The organism is Shewanella sp. GXUN23E, from assembly GCF_050865035.1.
Classification (GTDB): Bacteria; Pseudomonadota; Gammaproteobacteria; order Enterobacterales; family Shewanellaceae; genus Shewanella.
Genome location: NZ_JBOZWP010000001.1, coordinates 176,253 through 192,629 on the forward strand (window position 1 = coordinate 176,253; position 16,377 = coordinate 192,629).

Consider the following 16,377-nt stretch of genomic DNA (forward strand, 5'->3'; position numbering starts at 1 on the left):
GCCATATTAGCCAGCCACTATGCGGCCCTTCTTTCTGCCCGCCGGGCGATGTACCAGGCGACAAAGGCGATCAGGGAAACCGCCAGAATAATCAGGGTTGCCAGTGCATTGATTTTGGGGGATACCCCCATGCGTACTGAGCTGAACACCACCATGGGCAGAGTGGTCGCCCCCGGCCCGGAGGTAAAGCTGGCAATCACCAGATCATCCAGTGACAGACTGAACGACAGCAGCCATCCGGCCAGCAGCGCCGGCATGATCATAGGCACAGTGATCAGGAAAAACGTCTTGAGCGGCGTGGCCCCCAAATCCATGGCCGCTTCCTCGATAGAGCGATCCAGCTCCCTCAGCCTGGCCGAGACCACCACAGCCACATAGGCGGCGCAGAAGGTGGAGTGAGCTATCCAGATAGTCAGCCTGCCCCGCTCTGCCGGCCAACCCAGCAGATCTGCCATGTGCACAAACAGCAGCAGCAGGGATAATCCGGTGATCACCTCAGGCATCACCAGCGGCGCGGTGACCATGCTCGACAGTGACATCTTCAGCCAGGAGCGCCTGAAGCGGGTCATCACAAAGGCCGCCATGGTGCCCAGCACCACCGCCATGGAGGCGGAATAAAAGGCGATGATGAGACTGGTCCACACCGCATCCAACAGCTGCTCATCTTTAAGCAGCTCCAGATACCATTTGCCGGAAAAGCCGCCCCAGACGGTCACCAGCTTGGAGGCGTTGAACGAGTAAAACACCAGAATAAACAAAGGCGCATACAGAAACACCAATCCCAGGCACAGTGCCAGGGATGAAGCACTTGGCCGTTTCATCAATCTTTCTCCAGCGCGCGCCCCTGAGCGCGGTTAAACAACATAATCGGAATGAACAGCAGCACCAGCATCACAATTGCCAGCGCCGAGGCCACCGGCCAGTCGCGGTTGTTGAAAAACTCCTGCCACAGCACTTTGCCTATCATCAGTGAATCCGGGCCGCCGAGCAGCTCTGGGATAACAAACTCGCCCACTGCCGGAATAAATACCAGCATGCAACCGGCAATCACCCCGCCTTTGGACAAAGGCAAAGTCACCTGCACAAACGCCTGCCATTTGCGGGCGCCGAGATCAGCTGCAGCCTCCAGCAGCGAGCCATCCAGCTTGGACAGGGTCGAGTACAGCGGCAGGATCATAAACGGCAGATAGGCATAAATAATGCCGATATACACCGCCAGATCGGTATTGAGTATGTGCAGCGGAGTATCAATAGCGCCCACCCACAGCAGTACTGAGTTGATCACCCCATCGTTGGACAGCAGCCCCATCCAGGCATAAATGCGGATAAGGAAGGACGTCCAGCTGGGCAGCATTACCAACAGCAGCAGCAAGGGCTGATGCCGTTTGGGCGCTTTGGCAATCGCATAAGCCATGGGATAGCCGATGGCCAGACAGCCCGCCGTGGCAATCGCCGCGGTTTTCAACGAGCTGAAATAGGCGGTGTAATACAAAGGATCATCCGCCAGCAGCAGATAGTTACCCAGATTGATAAACACCTGCAGCAGTTCATCGCTGTAGCTGAAAGTCGGCTCATAGGGGGGGATCGCCATAGCCGCCGTGGAGAAGCTGATCTTCAGTACGATGGCAAACGGCAAGCTGAAAAACAGCACCAGCCACAGCAGCGGAAACCCCAGCACCAGGCTGCGGCCATTGATCCCGGGCAGCGACAACCTGCCGCCAAACCAGCGTTTCAGTGCCATCATGTTCTCAGCACCACCCCACTGGTGGCCTCCCAGCTGATATACACGCTGTCATCCCAGGTGGGGTGATCGGCGCCGCGCTCCCGGTTGGTCATAGAGCACTGCACTATCTGGCCGTTTTCCAGCTTGATGTAGTACACAGAGATGCCGCCCAGATAAGCGATATCGTGCACCATACCGGCAGCCCAGTTGTATGGCTGCTGCGGTTTGTCACGGCTGATCAGGGTCTTTTCCGGGCGCACGGCCAGCCAGCAGTGTTTATCCTCAATATTGGTGGCAATACCATGGCCGATGCAGAAACGCTGCGGCAGGCTGTCAGAGCGGATAATGGCGTGATCCGCCTTGTCCTCGACAATCTCGCCTTCAAACAGGTTCACCGAGCCGATAAACTCGGCTACCATGCGGCTGTTGGGCGCTTCATAGATATCCATTGGCGTGCCGGTCTGGACCACCCAGCCTTCACTCATGATGGACATGCGCCCGGCCATGGTCATGGCTTCTTCCTGGTCGTGAGTCACCATCACACAGGTCACGCCGACGCGCTCAAGAATTTCCACCACTTCCAGTTGCATCTGGGTCCGCAGCTTCTTATCCAGCGCGCCCATGGGCTCATCCAGCAGCAACAGCTTGGGCCGCTTGGCCAGAGAGCGGGCCAGTGCCACCCGCTGGCGCTGACCGCCAGAGAGCTGATGCGGCTTGCGCTTGGCATACTGCTCCATGCGCACCAGTCGCAGCATTTCGGCCACCCGCTCGGTAATTTCTGCCTTGGGTAGCTTGTCCTGTTTCAAACCAAAGGCGATATTCTGTTCTACCGTCATGTGGGGGAACAGTGCATAGGACTGAAACATCATATTAATGGGGCGCTCGTAAGGAGGCAGATCAGTAATATCCTGACCATCGAGGAAAATGCGCCCTTCACTTGGGGTTTCAAACCCTGCCAGCATACGCAGCAGTGTGGTTTTGCCTGAGCCAGATCCGCCCAGCAGCGCAAAAATCTCGCCGCGGTTAATGGTCAGGGACACTTCATCGACAGCGCGCACGCCATCAAAAATCTTGCTGACACGCTCAATGCGCAGCAGTACATCAGAGGTGTTAGGGTGGTTGCCACAAACAGCAGTGCTCATAAAAATCTCCAACCCAATAAAACATCAACGCCAGAGCTGCTGTTACCAGCACTCCGGCGTCTTTTTACAACAAAACAGTTACCACATCAGGGTAAACGGCTTAACGACCTGATATCACCTTGGTCCAGACACGGGTCATGTCGCGCTGGGCTTTGAGTGGACGCACGTCCATCAAAAACAGCTTGTCCATGACTTCAGCAGACGGATAAATACCCGGGTTGTTGCGGATAGCCGGGTCAACCAGTTGCTGCGAAGGCAAATTGGGGTTGGCATAGGCCACATAGTCAGAGATCTGGGCGATCACTTCCGGGCGCAGCAGGTAGTTGATGAACTTGTGGGCATTGTCCACATTGCTGGCGTCGGCTGGAATGGCGATCATGTCAAACCACAGGTTGGCGCCCTCTTTGGGGATGGCGTACTCAACATGCTGACCATTACCGGCCTCTTCTGCACGGGCCTTGGCCTGCAGAATGTCACCGGAGAACCCGAAGGCGACACACAGGTTGCCGTTGGCCAGATCCGACACAAAACGTGAGGAGTGGAAATAGCGGATATTGGGGCGCACTTTGGACAGCAGCTCTCCGGCCTTTTGCAGATCGGCACGCTGGGTCGAGTTGGGGTCAATGCCCAGATATTGCAGTGCGTGGGGGATCATCTCATCAGGAGAGTCCAGGAAAGAAATACCGCACTGTGCCAGTTGATCGGCGTATTTGGGATCGAAGATCAGCGCCATGGAATCCACCGGCGCATTATCACCCAGAATCGCCTTGACCTTATCGACGTTATAGCCGATACCGGTCGTGCCCCACAGATAAGGCAGGCTGTATTGATTACCCGGATCAGTCTTGTCCAGCTGACTCATCAGCTTGGGATCCAGGTTTTTGAAATTCGGTAACTTACTCTTGTCCAGCTGCTGGAACGCACCAGCCTGGATCTGTTTGGCCAGGAAATGGCTGGTTGGCACCACCACATCATAACCACTGCGACCGGACAGCAACTTGGCTTCCAGTACTTCGTTGGTGTCGAACACGTCGTACACCACCCGGATACCGGTTTCTTTTTCGAAATCTTCCAGTACCTTGGGTTCAATATAATCAGACCAGTTATATACCCTGACCACTTCCTCTGCCCGTGCCAGCGCACTGATGAGCAAACCGGAAGTAACCAGGGTCAGCAGGACAAACTTGTTTATCAGCTTCAAGGCTTTCTCCTCACTATGAAGCAACCGCACAGCCCCGTTTGGCAAGCGGCAATTAATGGGCGGCGTAATGTATCACGCTTGACAAAAATGTCAGCTTTCATCGTTCAAAAAAGCGGCAAAAGCACTGGATTTTTTGAGATTCCGCGCCAGGGTTTAATATTTTATCTGTCAGAGGAGTGGCAAACTGCTGCCACGACCACAAAACCCTGAGTATGCCCCGGGTTAAAATGAAACTCAGGCAACGGGCGGTAACCCCTTCCGGCTTTGATGGTATCCAGCGACAACACCCTGGCGCTGCTGTCCTGGGAAACTTTATGATAGAGTCATGACAACGGAATACAGCACAGTTTCCCCTTCCTTCAGTCAGACGTTCAAGGAGATCATAAATGACTGATAACCTAATTAAAATTCTATTTCTGGCAATCGCTGTTTATGTGATTTACAAATTGCTGTTTGCGGGAAAGTCAGGTATGACCTTAATGGAAATGCACTTTAAGGATGGCCGAATGACCAGCCATAAAGGCAAAATTCAGGACAGATTCGAGCGGGATATCAGGGCGCTGGCCAAAAAAGAAAAGCTCACCTGTGTCATCCGTGCCGAGCGCAGCGGCAGTGTGCGCCTGCATGTATCAGCCAACGTGGGTGACAATCTGACCCAACAGATCCGTAATCTGTTCCCCTTCGAGTACTATGAAAAAGTGACTGCTGACAACAGCAAGAAGGTCAGTTGATCGACGTCGGTGCCGATGCGGTATTTCTCTTCGCCGGAGCCCCCGCTCCGGCAAAAACCCTACCAGACGCACAAATTAACCCAAATTAACCCACTGCGTTTTAATATGACGGCATTTCATGCTAGATTTCGCGTCTTTTTTAACCCGAAGAACTTAATTCAGCCGCATGAGAAGCTTTATTCAACGTCACGGACGCACCAATATTGTTATCTACATTACCCTGTTGGCTGTGATCACTTCGGATCTGTTGAGTTTGCTGTTGTTCTGGGCCAGCGACAGTTCCCGCAGTCTGCTGATCCCGACCTTTATCAGCACTATGGTGCCGCTGATTGTTACGCCTGCAGTATCCTGGCATCTGGTGGGCCTGCTGATCAAAGTGGACCGACTGGAGCAGGAAATGCGCCGGCAAGCCTGCACCGATTATCTGACCCGCCTGACCAATCGCCGCGCTTTTTTCAATAAGGCACCGGTCTTGCTGCAAACCTCTGAATGTGTCTGCCTTATTTTGCTGGATATCGACAAATTCAAAGCCATCAATGACAACTACGGCCACCCCACAGGTGATCAGGTCCTGATACAGTTCGCCAATACCCTGAAAGCCAATCTGCCTGCCGGTGCGCTGGCGGCGCGAATGGGCGGCGAAGAGTTCGTCATCCTGCTGGCCAATACCCGGGCAGAGCAAGCAAAGGACCTCTGTACATCCCTGCATAATGCCATTGCCGCGCGCACTGTTGTCTTTGATAAACGGCAGCTCAGTTACACCGTCAGCATGGGGCTGACCGAAGCCTTTGCCGCTGTTAATATCGACAGGTTACTGCAGCAGGCAGACAAGGCGCTGTATCAGGCCAAAGCCAACGGCCGCAATCGCACAGAGATCTTCCAGCCAGATGACGCCCCTGACTAACCCGGTCTAACAAGCCCACCGCATATCAGCAGCCTGTGGCGATCATTTAAATTCCTGCACCGGATTGACTGCGCTGCGGCGGCATTGTTCAATCCATATCAGTGCCCTTAATCACCTCCCCATCACTTTGGTGCCAACCATGTCAGGAAAATCATGAATCAGGAAATGAAAGCACTGCTGTTCAATGCCTTTGTCTGTCCCGGCAGCGGGCATTTATTGCTGGGTAAAAAATGGCAGGGATGGAGCATATTGGTCATCAGCACCCTCAGCCTGGCGCTGATGATGACCGATATACTGACACTGTCACAACACATAGCAGACGATATTCTGGCGGGCCGCTTACCACTGAACCCAGCCACCATCATCACCGAAGTCCACCGGCAGATGCAGTCGCTGACCGGGGCCGCCACCGCATTCTGGTTATTGATAGCCAGCTGGGCATTCGCTGTGCTGGACAGCATCAGAATGGTGGTTTCAACTCCCCCTTCTCAATAACCGGTAACATGGCTGTGCCGGGGGATGGCGTTGAACAGCACTCAGAAGCCTGAACAGCAAGTTCAGCGCGGCGTTTTTTGTATCACCAGGGTTACCTGCGCCACAGTAATGCCAAACTTGTTGATATCGCTGCGATTGATAATGGTGTGGTCATTCACCAGAAACATCCAGTCATCGAAACTGACCTGATACTGACTGCCATCAACCGCCAGCAACATATCGTATTGCCACCTCAGCGCACTGCCCACCGCCTGACCCTGAGCCGCACCCAGAATATCGCCGGCACGGCCAAGATATTGCCCCTCTCCCAGTGCATCAATCACCCAGACACGCTTTTGAATTTCACCATCGTCATACACGAAGTCTTCATCCAGCGTCAGCTGTGAGCCCTGCCAGGATGCCTGCATGCTGACATTGAACCTGCGCACCACCTTGCCGGAAAAATCCTGAACCACGCCCGATGCCGTCAGCGCGCCCTGAAAGAACTGCTCCAGCACCAGCCTGGGCTGAGTATCCCGGTAATCCTGAATATCCACGCTGCCACAGGCAGTCATCATCAGACTCAACAGCAGCACCATTAACAATCGCATGTTTTCTCTCCCAGCAATTGTGCCCGCAGCGCCGGACGACTGGTATCGGGCGACAGCCAAATCGCCAGAAATGCGTCGGCAAATCCCGGCTCAGCGACAGTTCCCAGAGGCTTGCCATTAAAATAGAACTGCCCCGAATCCGCCGACTGACAATCAAAAGCCAGCGATTGCCCCTGCTGTACATCCGGCCACAGCCCTGCAAGCGCACGCTGCCAGCGGACAATAGCCGATGAGGTATAGCCCAGGTGTTGCCACTGCTCTACAGTGGCCTTGAGCAAATCCGTCGCATCTATATCCCGCAGGTAATCAATCTCCAGCCTCACCGGATAATCACCCGGCCGGTATTGGCCCGAGGGGGTAAATAGCCCGGCACGATACAGCTCAAACCACAGCAGACTCATTTGTCCCCGGCCAACCTGACGCCACGTCACAGCAGATTCCGTGGCCAGAGGGTCACCGGCAGAATTGACCTGCGCCTTTGACCATTCACCGGCAACACCAGGCAAGCCTGTCAGAGACAGTAGACACAACCCACAGTACAAGCAGTGACGCGACAAGCGAGCTGACAACCGAAACTGTCCCCGCTTTGGCAAGAGAGCAATATTCATCACTGAGTCTCCGTTAAAGGCGCACCACCATTTGCATGGCTCATCCGCGCCAGCCAACCCCCTAAAGGCAGCAAAAGCAGCCAAATCCCGGCCAGCACCAGAGCGGTGATGATATCCCCCTGAGGCAGGTAAACCGCGCCCAGACGGCTGCCGGCAACATAGCTGAGCGGCCCGAATATCGCCCCCAGCAGTGCCACGCCCCATACAGGAAAGCGAGTTAAAAAGCTGAGGCTGGCATTGAAGCTCAGCGCGAAATGCAACCACAGCAACACCAGCCACCAGGGCAAAGACTGGAACTGCAGCAAGCCGAGCCAACAAAGCAAACCATCAAGGATAATCCCCGGCGCCGCCATCAGGCTAAGCAGACGTATGTCCGGGCGCCGACAGGGCGTCATCACCAGGTGAATCACCAGCAGAATCACACTGACGTTCAGGGATGCATTGCCCATCACTACCCCACTCCACCACACCAGCTGGAAACTTAAGGCATTGAATCCTATCCACACGCGGCCAGATATCATGCGCTGCGTCCATCACTCATTCACAGCGCACAGGTCGATAGCCGGGTTTGGCTGCAACAAAATGCACTGTGCCAGTGGTGCGCTCCAGAAATCCACCTTCGCAGTAACACAAATAAAAGCGCCACATGCGAATGAAGTCTTCGCCATATCCCAGCTGGCGGATGGCCGGCAGTGACTGTTCGAAATTTTCCCGCCAGTGCGCCAGTGTTCTGGCGTAATCCATGCCGATATCCTCCAGTTGCACCAGCACCATATCGCTGTGGCGCGTCAGTTGATGGGTCATCTGGCTGACCGACGGCAAGCACCCGCCCGGGAAAATGTACTTCTGAATAAAATCCACGCCTTTGCGGTAGCTGTCATAACGCCTGTCAGCGATGGTGATGGCCTGCAACAACATCCGGCCATCCGGCTTCAACAGGCTGCTGAGCCTGGCAAAAAAGCCTGGCAGATACTCATGCCCCACGGCTTCGATCATCTCGATGGATACCAGGCGGTCATACTGGCCCTGCAACAGCCGATAATCCTCTTTAAGCAGGGTAATACGATCACTCAGTCCCTCGGCGTCGACCCGCGCGCAGGCATACTCATACTGGGCATCAGAAATCGTCGTGGTGGTCACTTTCACGCCATAATGTCGGGCCGCATAAATCGCCAGTGCGCCCCAGCCGGTACCGATCTCCAGCAGCGTCTGGCCGGGCTGTAAATCCAGTCGCTCACAGATGGTGTGCATCTTGTGCAACTGCGCCTGCGCCAGGCTCATATCCGCCTGCGGATAGATAGCGCTGGAATAGAGCATTTCCCTGTCAAGAAACTGCTGATACAGGGCATTGCCCAAGTCATAGTGCGCCAGAATATTGCGCTTCGAACCCTCGCGGGTATTGCGCTTTAGCAGGTGCCCCAAACGATTGAGCGGCCTGGTGAGCCAACCGAAACGCCGCTCAATATCGTCAAGCAGACTCATATTGGCAGCAAACAGCCGGATGACCGCAGTCAAATCCGGGGTATCCCAGCCTCCGGCAATATAGGACTCAGCCGCCCCGATGGAGCCACCCACCAGCACCTGCCGGTAGAAGCGGTTGTCATGCACCTGAAGTTGTGCCTGCCAGTGACTTTGTTTGTCGCCAAACCAGTGCTCACCGCCTGGTTCGCGGATCATCAGGCCTCCACAGGCCAGTTTGCCCAGCGCGCTGAGCAGCAGGCGTCTGGCCTGTTCGTCTGTCCATGACGTTTTTCTGTCGATTCGGGTTGCTGTAGTTTCCATAACGCAGACCTTCTGTAGTTCGCTGTTTAACTTTGTGGATCGTCGGATTTCAGGGCGGATTTCAGGCCACCGGGATGTCCGATAAAGGGAACACCTTTGACCCAAAGCCGCAGCGCCTGCCAATAAATACCCGCAAGGATGCGCCCGGTCATCAGCGGAAAACGCCTGACCATGCTCGCCAGACTGACGGGCGTAAATGGTTGCCGGACAAGTTCGAGGGAAGCGCTGAACAGCCGCTGCTCGCCCTGATTGTCAATGCCAATACGCAGTTGCTGCGCCGGCGGCGTGACCCGCCACAGATATTTCATGTTCAGATCCATAAACGGTGAAACATGAAATGCCTTGTCGCAGGTATCGACCACCTTGTCCCGCGCCTGACTGTCGACTGCCGCCAAGTCCACCAGATAGTAATGACGCTCATTCCAGGGCGTATTGCTCACCTCGGCCAGCAGGTAAATGGGGCGACCCGCCTGATAGCCAAAAAAGAAATTGACCGGACTGAAATACCAACCGAAGTGGCGTATCTGACCGGCAAACACAATTTGGCTGCAGGGCTTGCTGGCCCCCAATTGCACCAGCTTAAGCTCCACCCTTTTTTTCAGTGATCGGACACAATATTGCTGCCCCTTGCCCACACCATCACGCAGGTAGTCACCGGCACGAAAACTCAGCGGTGCAAAGCCCGAGGCGGAAAACCAGCGCGAGCAGGACTCAAGCTGCGGTATTTCATCCAAATCCAGTACCAGCATCCCCATCTCATACTCAAAGCTGTGGTGACGGGGCGCGCGCCGCAGATGTCGCACCTGCCCCAGGTATACACCGCTGCTGAACTGCTGCACCGACGATTGCGGCAACCAGGACGCTGGCGTCATGCCACCCTCCTGCCGTCGCCGGCAAGTGGCGCGAGCTCCGGTCCATCCAGACTGAGGCCAAACTTGCGGCATACCGCCAGTGCGCTTTTGACGCCGTCTTCATGAAAACCGTTGTGCCAGTATGCACCGGCGTAAAACGTGTGCTGCTTGCCACAGATCTCCTCCTTGCGGCTCTGGGCGCGGCTGCTGGCCTGATTGAACACAGGGTGGGCATAGCTGAAACGGCGCAGAATTTTGTCCGGGGCGATGAGCCCGGTCTGATTCAGGGTGACACAGAAAGTCGGGGCATCCGCGGGCAGGCGCTGCAGAATATTCATGTTGTAGGTGACGCTGGCAGGACGGCGACTGTCACCATCGAGACGATAGTTCCAGCTGGCCCATGCTGCGCGGCGTTTGGGCAACAGCGAGGTATCGGTATGCAGCACCACGTCATTGTCCTGATAACGCAGATCGCCAAGGATCTGCTGCTCCTGGGCACTGGGATCAGCCAGCATTGCCAGCGCCTGATCGCTGTGGCAGGCCAGCACCACCTCATCAAAGCGCTCTTCGCCATAGCCGTTGGTCGTAATCAGCACGCCATCAGCAAAACGCCTGATATGCTGCACCGGGGTCGACAGCCGAATGCGCTCGGCAAAGGGCGCGGTTAACCCGGGAATATAGCTGCGCGAGCCACCCGCCAGCACGTACCACTGCGGTCTGTCAGTGACACTCAATAAGCCATGATTGTGGAAAAAGCGGATAAAAAACTGCAGCGAGAACGCCCGCATATCGTCAATGCTGGACGACCAGATGGCGGCGCCCATGGGCAGAATGTAATGGCCGGCGAAGAAATCCGAGAAGCCTTCAGCGTCCAGAAAATCGCCCAGATTGCCAACCGGAAACACCCCGGATTCATGGATGGTTTTACAGCGCCGATTGAAGCGCACAATCTCGGCCAGAAAACGCCAGAATCCCGGATTAAGCCAATTGCGCTTCTGGGCAAACAGACTGCTGAAGGTATGCCCATTGTATTCCAGCCCGGTCTGCACATTATGCACGCTGAAACTCATTTGAGTCGGCATGGGCAGAATATCCAGACCGGCCAGCAATTGCTGAAAGTTGGGATAGGTGCGATCGTTAAACACAATAAAACCCGTGTCGATGGCCCACTGTTTACCATCGACCGCCACATCGACCGTGGCAGTATGTCCGCCAATATAATCGTTGGCCTCAAATACCGTCACCTCATGGGCTTTGCTGAGCACATGGGCACAGGTCAAACCGGCAATGCCACTGCCAACCACGGCGATCTTCTTCATGGTGTCACATCCTTATCCTGAGAAATCTGAGGTGCCGATACGGTACGACCGGCGTTCAGTCTGACCATCAACGCCTGCCACCAGGCTGTGGGAAGAGATCCCAACGCCTTAAGCAGCCAGGTAAATCTTTTGGGGAAATGTATTTCCCGCCGCCCCTGCGCCAGTCCCCGCATTATCTGTTGCGACGCGTGAGTCACATCCACACTCATGGGCATGGGAAAATCGTTGCGGGCGGTTAAGGGGGTGCGCACAAATCCGGGGCAAATAAGCGTTACCCCTGTGCCGCGCCGGCCCGGTTGACAGGCCAGGCTGATCGCCAGCGTTTTGGCCAGATAATTAAGTGCAGCCTTGGACGCACCGTAAGCCTCCGCCCGGGGAAGCGGCAGATAGGTCGCGCTTGAACTCATCAGCGCCAACCGGCCCCGGGGTGACAGCAAGGGTAAAAAGCTGTTGAGACAGTAGCCCACGGACAGCAGATTGGTCGCGATAATCCGCTCAAACAGGCGATCATCAAAATGCCCAGGATCGTCGATGTACTCGCAGTTACCGGCATTGAGGATCAGCAGGTCCAGCGTTTGTCCCTGCAGCAATTGCGTCAGATGGCGACCGGCGCTTTGCACGCCTTCACGCACGGTAACATCAAACACCAGTGGCACACTGCCGGGCACAGACGCCAGTCGTTGAGAACTGCGGCCACAGGCAAATACCTGCCACCCCTGGGCGAGATAGTCTTTTGCCAGCTGCGCGCCAATCCCCGAACTGGCACCGGTGATCAGTACCCGGCCTTGCGGCGATGAACCATGCCTTGCAGCCTGACTCATACCGCCACCCGTTTTTTCAGCAGCCGAATCGTGCTGCCCAGCAGCGGCACATGCTCATACAACATAGCGCCGGCATCAAAGTAGTCACGATGACGAATGATCAGCGAATCATCACAACTCAGCAGGCTGACACCATCAAGCCTGAGCAATTCGCCACCTTTGAGTTTGCGGTGGGCATAATTCATGGTCCATTCGATAGCGAACTCGCTGCCATCACCAATCACCCGCTGAATATCAAAACTGATACTCAGCAAATTCTCGTACATAGAGGCAAAATATCGCTTGAGCGCGTCACGCCCTTCCACCCGGTGCAAAGGGTCGGTAAACACCACGGCCGGATGATAAATGGAGTCCAGCAAATGCAGATTATCGCGGTTGAGATTGCCGTATAAGTCGATAAAAGCGCAGACCACCGCCTCGCCTGATGACGTCCCGGCCGCTTGCCCACTCGCCGACAGCGCCACATGGATTTGGTTAACCGCGGCCGGTATTACAAAGCCTTGTGTGGCATCTGTATGACCAATCTCTGATTGCACTGTCTTTGCTCCCTTAGTCCCTGATTGCATCATCCCGCTCTCCTGGCCGCCGGGGTGATAGTTGAAGCAGACGCCCGCTTCATGACGCCCAAGGCGATCAATGCCCGCTCCCGCGCGGCGCGGTGCTCCACCACTGGCCTTGGATAATCCGGCCCGGATGCAAACAAATCCGCCCCGTGAATATCCGCCCGGTGCAGCGCCAAGGTCGCCACCTGCGATAGCTGTGGCAGCCATTTACGGATGAATTTGCCTTCAGGATCAAACTTCTCGCTCTGACTGATGGGATTAAATATGCGGAAATAAGGCTGCGCATCACACCCGGTGCCGGCAGACCACTGCCAGCCACCGTTGTTGGCCGCCAGATCGCCATCGATAAGCTGACGGCGGAAGTATCGTTCTCCCCAGCGCCAGTCGATAAGCAGATGTTTGGTCAGGAAGCTGGCGACTATCATGCGCAGGCGGTTGTGCATCCAGCCGGTTTGATTCAATTGCCGCATCGCCGCATCGACGATGGGATAACCAGTAGCGCCCTCACACCAGCGCTGAAATTCCTGCTGGTCATTGCGCCATACAATGGCGTCGGCCAGAGAGTTGAAATTTTGTCCCTTACAGAGTGTTGGAAAGGCCACCAGCAGATGACGATAAAAGTCGCGCCAGCACAGCTCAGTCAGCCAGATATACGCGCCGCGGCTGGCCCACCCGCCTCCTTCCATCAGGGCTTCGGGATAGCGCAGCAGCACAGCGGCGAGACACTGGCGGGGGCTGAGTACACCAATGGCCAGGTAGGGGGACAGAGCCGAGGTCCCCTCCATCGCCGGGAAATCCCGCTGCTCATGGTAATTCGCCAGCTCAGAGTCAACAAAGGTCATCAACAACCGCCGGGCATGCCCTTCTCCCGCCTGCCACAGCGCACTGCTTTGGGGGATAACGTTAGTGCGAGTATCATTGAAACTCACCGGCGCAGGGTCCGGCAACGCGGCCCCCACAGGCTCGGGAACAGCCAATGGCAGGCAGGGCAATGCCAGCAGCTGACGGCGCCAGACTCTGGCAAACGGCGTGAACACCCTGAACATCTGTCCCGACTGATTAAGTACGGCCCCCGGAGGCTGCAGGCAATGTCCTGCGAACAGCTCAAAGCTGACACCGTCACGCTGCAGTGCTGAGGCGACTTTGTTATCTCTGACGATCTCGTTGATTTCAGGCTCTGCGTGAGCGAAGAGAGCACCAATTTGCAGTTGTCGGCAAAGATCGGATATCGCCTGAGGGAGCGCAGCAAAATCCGCCAGATGCAACACATGCAGGGGGATCCCCAGCGCCGCCAGTGAGCGGGCCAACAGGTTGACATGGCGCTCGATAAAATCCAGCTGGATGGCGGCCATATCATGCAGCTCCCACTGCGCCGGTGTTACACAAAAAAGTGCATGAACCTGTCCGCCCTGTGAACGGGCTGCAGCCACCGCCGCACATAAAGCCGCGTTATCCGTCAGCCGTAAATCCGTACGAAACCACATCAGGGAATTGGTTTTCATTGTTGCTCTCCCGTTAATATCAGTTTCGCAGTCAACTCGCCGCTGCTGATGATTTGCCAGCCGGGCTGCCGGGCGTAAAGTGACGCAAACTGACCACAGCACAGCAGAGGTAAGCCCATTGCTGCAACGGACCGGGTCAATACCTGCTGCTGCGAGGCATTCATCGACGCCGGTGCCGCCAGCACCAGCCCATCCAGCGGCATGCGCCCGGCCAGCAGCGGTAACTGCTCAGCCTCCGACAAAGACAGCAGCCACCAGCCAATGTTCTGCGCTGCCAGTTCAAGCCCGGCCAGGATTGCCGGCCCGCTGTCGTCTGCCGATGCCAGCAACACCACCCGGGCGCTCAGGGGACCCCGCCTGCTCATCTGTATTGCCGACAGCCGCTGCCACAGCTGACCGTGCACCCACTGTGTCAGCAGGCCGCCATCGGGCCGCTCACTGAGCAGCAGCGGTAGCTGTGTCAGCCAGGGCTGCAGCAAATGGCGCAGCAGTACCCTGAACGGATACAGCGCCGAGACATCATCCAGTACGCGGTGCAGTTGCATACTGTTGAGTGCCAGTACCGCGCTGTCCAATTGCCGGATATGACCTTGCCATTCATCAGGCTGTTCGGTCGTTGCCGGCGCCCCCTGACTGAGCAGAGGTTTCACCTTGCTGATTGCCACGCCTTTAGCCAGCCAGCTCAGAATGGCTTCAATACGCTGCACATCCGCATCTGAATACAACCTGTGGCCCTTGGGTGTGCGTGTGGGTGCAAGCAAGCCAAAACGCCGCTGCCAGGCCCTCAGGGTGACCGGATTGACTCCTGTCATTCGGGCGACATCACCTATGGTCAGTTTGCTCTCAATATCCATATCTCAGCTTCAGCTCCTGAGGATGCGGTTTGAGATAAACCTGCTCCTGGATATAGGGATTGGGAAATTCCCGCAGGTAGTGATTGATCAGGGTGATAGGCACCAGCAGTGGCTGCAGACCTTCGCGATACTCAAGGATGGCGTCGCTCAGCTCGGCTTTTTGCGCCTTGGACAGCATCTTCTTAAAGTAACCCTGGATATGTTGCAGCGTGCTGGTGTGATTGCGGCGGGTGGCATGGTGTTTCAGCGTCGCCATAAACAGGGAGAAATAGGCCTGCGCCTGCCGCTCGATATCATCATCCGGATTGGCAATCATGGGGCCAAGTAAACGGTAATTGTGCGGATGATGTGCCATCAGCAGGTACTTGTAACGGGAGTGAAACTGCACCAGCTTGTGTCTGGTCAGGCCCTCGGACCTGAGAGTTTGCCAGTCGTGATAGGCGTATACCCGGGTAAAGAAGTTTTCCCTCAGCACCATGTCATGCAATCGTCCGGTTTCTTCTACCGGCAATTCGGGATAACGGCTCATCAGCGCTCTGGCGAACACACCTGTTCCGGTTTTGCCCGCGTTGTTGCTGCCCGGCGCATACTCAAGCACCCGCTCCATGCCACAGGATGGCGATTTGGCGCACAGCAGATAGCCGCCAAGATGTGCCAGTTGTGGCAACGTATCCCGACAAAAGGCCATCATGGGCTCTGTGACATCCAGGCTGCCATCGGCACTCTGCAGCAGAATTTCGTCACCGTGCCGAACCTGTCTGATGCTCTTTCTGGGCGCTCCCAATCCAATGGCCATCTCAGGACAAATGGGCTGAAATTCGAAAAAGCGCTGCAGCTCGTCCGTGCAATAAGCGGAACGTTTGTGACCACCGTCAAAGCGGACATTTTGTCCCAGCAGGCAAGCGCTTATTCCTATTTTAATGGTTTTGGGATCAAAGCCTGTCATGTACACCTCCCTTGCTTGATGACTCTCCATACGCACCATACCTGTACAGAGATCACAATTATGTACAAGTTTTTGAATAAGGTTAAAACAATCAACCAATCAGTGCCGTATCAGCTGAGGCAACAGGCCGGCGCAGAGATGACAGACAAAACCCATCAAGATAATTTCACCATTGAAATTCTGAGCAGTTGGCTACTATCGGAGAAGATTCAGTAAGTTAAGCCGTAAAGGCTAGCCGCTAACGGCGTTTTACCTGTCACTGACAGCCTGCAACCTGGCTGATTGGCAGTTCAGATCCGGTTACCCGCAACGAGCTGTACCATGGCAACTTTACGTTTCCAAAGC

18 protein-coding genes are annotated in these 16,377 nt (G+C 55.7%); 3 read left to right on the forward strand and 15 right to left on the reverse strand.

Going from position 1 to position 16,377, the window contains the following annotated elements:
* Positions 1 to 17: 17 nt before the first annotated feature.
* The 4 genes from ACRRUX_RS00770 to ACRRUX_RS00785 all read right to left on the reverse strand — a co-directional run bounded on the left by ACRRUX_RS00770 (position 18) and on the right by ACRRUX_RS00785 (position 4,066).
* Complete coding sequence (locus ACRRUX_RS00770) at positions 18 to 821, reverse strand: ABC transporter permease subunit (RefSeq protein WP_432526282.1); 804 nt, start codon at positions 819 to 821, stop codon at positions 18 to 20.
* Positions 821 to 1,744, reverse strand: coding sequence for an ABC transporter permease subunit (locus ACRRUX_RS00775; RefSeq protein ID WP_432526283.1), 924 nt, complete (start codon positions 1,742 to 1,744; stop codon positions 821 to 823). The genes ACRRUX_RS00770 and ACRRUX_RS00775 overlap by 1 nt, the downstream gene beginning before the upstream one ends.
* Positions 1,741 to 2,865, reverse strand: coding sequence for a polyamine ABC transporter ATP-binding protein (potA, locus tag ACRRUX_RS00780; RefSeq protein WP_432526285.1), 1,125 nt, complete (start codon positions 2,863 to 2,865; stop codon positions 1,741 to 1,743). The genes ACRRUX_RS00775 and potA overlap by 4 nt, the downstream gene beginning before the upstream one ends.
* Positions 2,866 to 2,965: 100 nt before the next feature.
* The gene (locus tag ACRRUX_RS00785; protein WP_432526286.1) at positions 2,966 to 4,066 is read right to left on the reverse strand and encodes a polyamine ABC transporter substrate-binding protein; all 1,101 of its coding nucleotides are present in this window, start codon (positions 4,064 to 4,066) and stop codon (positions 2,966 to 2,968) included.
* Positions 4,067 to 4,452: 386 nt separating this feature from the next.
* Here ACRRUX_RS00785 and ACRRUX_RS00790 point away from each other — a divergent pair, with 386 nt between their 5' ends.
* From ACRRUX_RS00790 to ACRRUX_RS00800, 3 genes are all read left to right on the forward strand, one after another.
* Positions 4,453 to 4,797 carry a DUF3634 family protein gene (locus ACRRUX_RS00790; RefSeq protein WP_432526288.1) on the forward strand — a complete coding sequence of 115 codons (345 nt, stop codon included), beginning with the start codon at positions 4,453 to 4,455 and terminating at the stop codon, positions 4,795 to 4,797.
* A gap of 166 nt (positions 4,798 to 4,963) precedes the next feature.
* Positions 4,964 to 5,701 carry a GGDEF domain-containing protein gene (locus tag ACRRUX_RS00795; RefSeq protein ID WP_432526289.1) on the forward strand — a complete coding sequence of 246 codons (738 nt, stop codon included), beginning with the start codon at positions 4,964 to 4,966 and terminating at the stop codon, positions 5,699 to 5,701.
* A gap of 153 nt (positions 5,702 to 5,854) precedes the next feature.
* Positions 5,855 to 6,196, forward strand: a complete 342-nt coding sequence (locus tag ACRRUX_RS00800; protein WP_432526290.1) for a hypothetical protein — start codon at positions 5,855 to 5,857, stop codon at positions 6,194 to 6,196.
* A gap of 62 nt (positions 6,197 to 6,258) precedes the next feature.
* On the opposite strand, the gene ACRRUX_RS00805 is transcribed toward ACRRUX_RS00800, so the two are convergent.
* Genes ACRRUX_RS00805 through ACRRUX_RS00855 form a run of 11 tightly spaced genes read right to left on the reverse strand, consistent with a single transcriptional unit; the run spans position 6,259 to position 16,032 of the window.
* A complete protein-coding gene (locus ACRRUX_RS00805) occupies positions 6,259 to 6,786 on the reverse strand; it encodes a DUF3833 domain-containing protein (protein ID WP_432526291.1) in 528 nt (175 codons plus the stop codon).
* Complete coding sequence (locus tag ACRRUX_RS00810) at positions 6,774 to 7,394, reverse strand: chalcone isomerase family protein (RefSeq protein WP_432526292.1); 621 nt, start codon at positions 7,392 to 7,394, stop codon at positions 6,774 to 6,776. The genes ACRRUX_RS00805 and ACRRUX_RS00810 overlap by 13 nt, the downstream gene beginning before the upstream one ends.
* Positions 7,394 to 7,915 (reverse strand): DUF2878 domain-containing protein, encoded by a 522-nt coding sequence (locus ACRRUX_RS00815; RefSeq protein ID WP_432526293.1) that lies wholly within the window; start codon positions 7,913 to 7,915, stop codon positions 7,394 to 7,396. Before ACRRUX_RS00815 ends, ACRRUX_RS00810 begins: the two co-directional genes overlap by 1 nt.
* A 16-nt stretch (positions 7,916 to 7,931) precedes the next feature.
* Positions 7,932 to 9,176 (reverse strand): class I SAM-dependent methyltransferase, encoded by a 1,245-nt coding sequence (locus ACRRUX_RS00820; protein WP_432526294.1) that lies wholly within the window; start codon positions 9,174 to 9,176, stop codon positions 7,932 to 7,934.
* A 26-nt stretch (positions 9,177 to 9,202) separates the two neighbouring features.
* A complete protein-coding gene (locus ACRRUX_RS00825; RefSeq protein ID WP_432526295.1) occupies positions 9,203 to 10,048 on the reverse strand; it encodes a DUF1365 domain-containing protein in 846 nt (281 codons plus the stop codon).
* Positions 10,045 to 11,346, reverse strand: a complete 1,302-nt coding sequence (locus tag ACRRUX_RS00830) for an NAD(P)/FAD-dependent oxidoreductase (RefSeq protein WP_432526296.1) — start codon at positions 11,344 to 11,346, stop codon at positions 10,045 to 10,047. The genes ACRRUX_RS00825 and ACRRUX_RS00830 overlap by 4 nt, the downstream gene beginning before the upstream one ends.
* Positions 11,343 to 12,167, reverse strand: coding sequence for an SDR family NAD(P)-dependent oxidoreductase (locus ACRRUX_RS00835; protein ID WP_432526297.1), 825 nt, complete (start codon positions 12,165 to 12,167; stop codon positions 11,343 to 11,345). The genes ACRRUX_RS00830 and ACRRUX_RS00835 overlap by 4 nt, the downstream gene beginning before the upstream one ends.
* Positions 12,164 to 12,703 (reverse strand): nuclear transport factor 2 family protein, encoded by a 540-nt coding sequence (locus tag ACRRUX_RS00840; protein WP_432526298.1) that lies wholly within the window; start codon positions 12,701 to 12,703, stop codon positions 12,164 to 12,166. Before ACRRUX_RS00840 ends, ACRRUX_RS00835 begins: the two co-directional genes overlap by 4 nt.
* A 29-nt stretch (positions 12,704 to 12,732) precedes the next feature.
* Positions 12,733 to 14,232, reverse strand: a complete 1,500-nt coding sequence (gene phrB / locus ACRRUX_RS00845; protein ID WP_432526300.1) for a deoxyribodipyrimidine photo-lyase — start codon at positions 14,230 to 14,232, stop codon at positions 12,733 to 12,735.
* Positions 14,229 to 15,086, reverse strand: coding sequence for a MerR family transcriptional regulator (locus ACRRUX_RS00850; RefSeq protein ID WP_432526302.1), 858 nt, complete (start codon positions 15,084 to 15,086; stop codon positions 14,229 to 14,231). Before ACRRUX_RS00850 ends, phrB begins: the two co-directional genes overlap by 4 nt.
* On the reverse strand, positions 15,076 to 16,032 hold the full coding sequence (locus ACRRUX_RS00855) for a YbgA family protein (RefSeq protein ID WP_432526303.1): 957 nt from the start codon (positions 16,030 to 16,032) through the stop codon (positions 15,076 to 15,078). The genes ACRRUX_RS00850 and ACRRUX_RS00855 overlap by 11 nt, the downstream gene beginning before the upstream one ends.
* Positions 16,033 to 16,377: the final 345 nt, after the last annotated feature.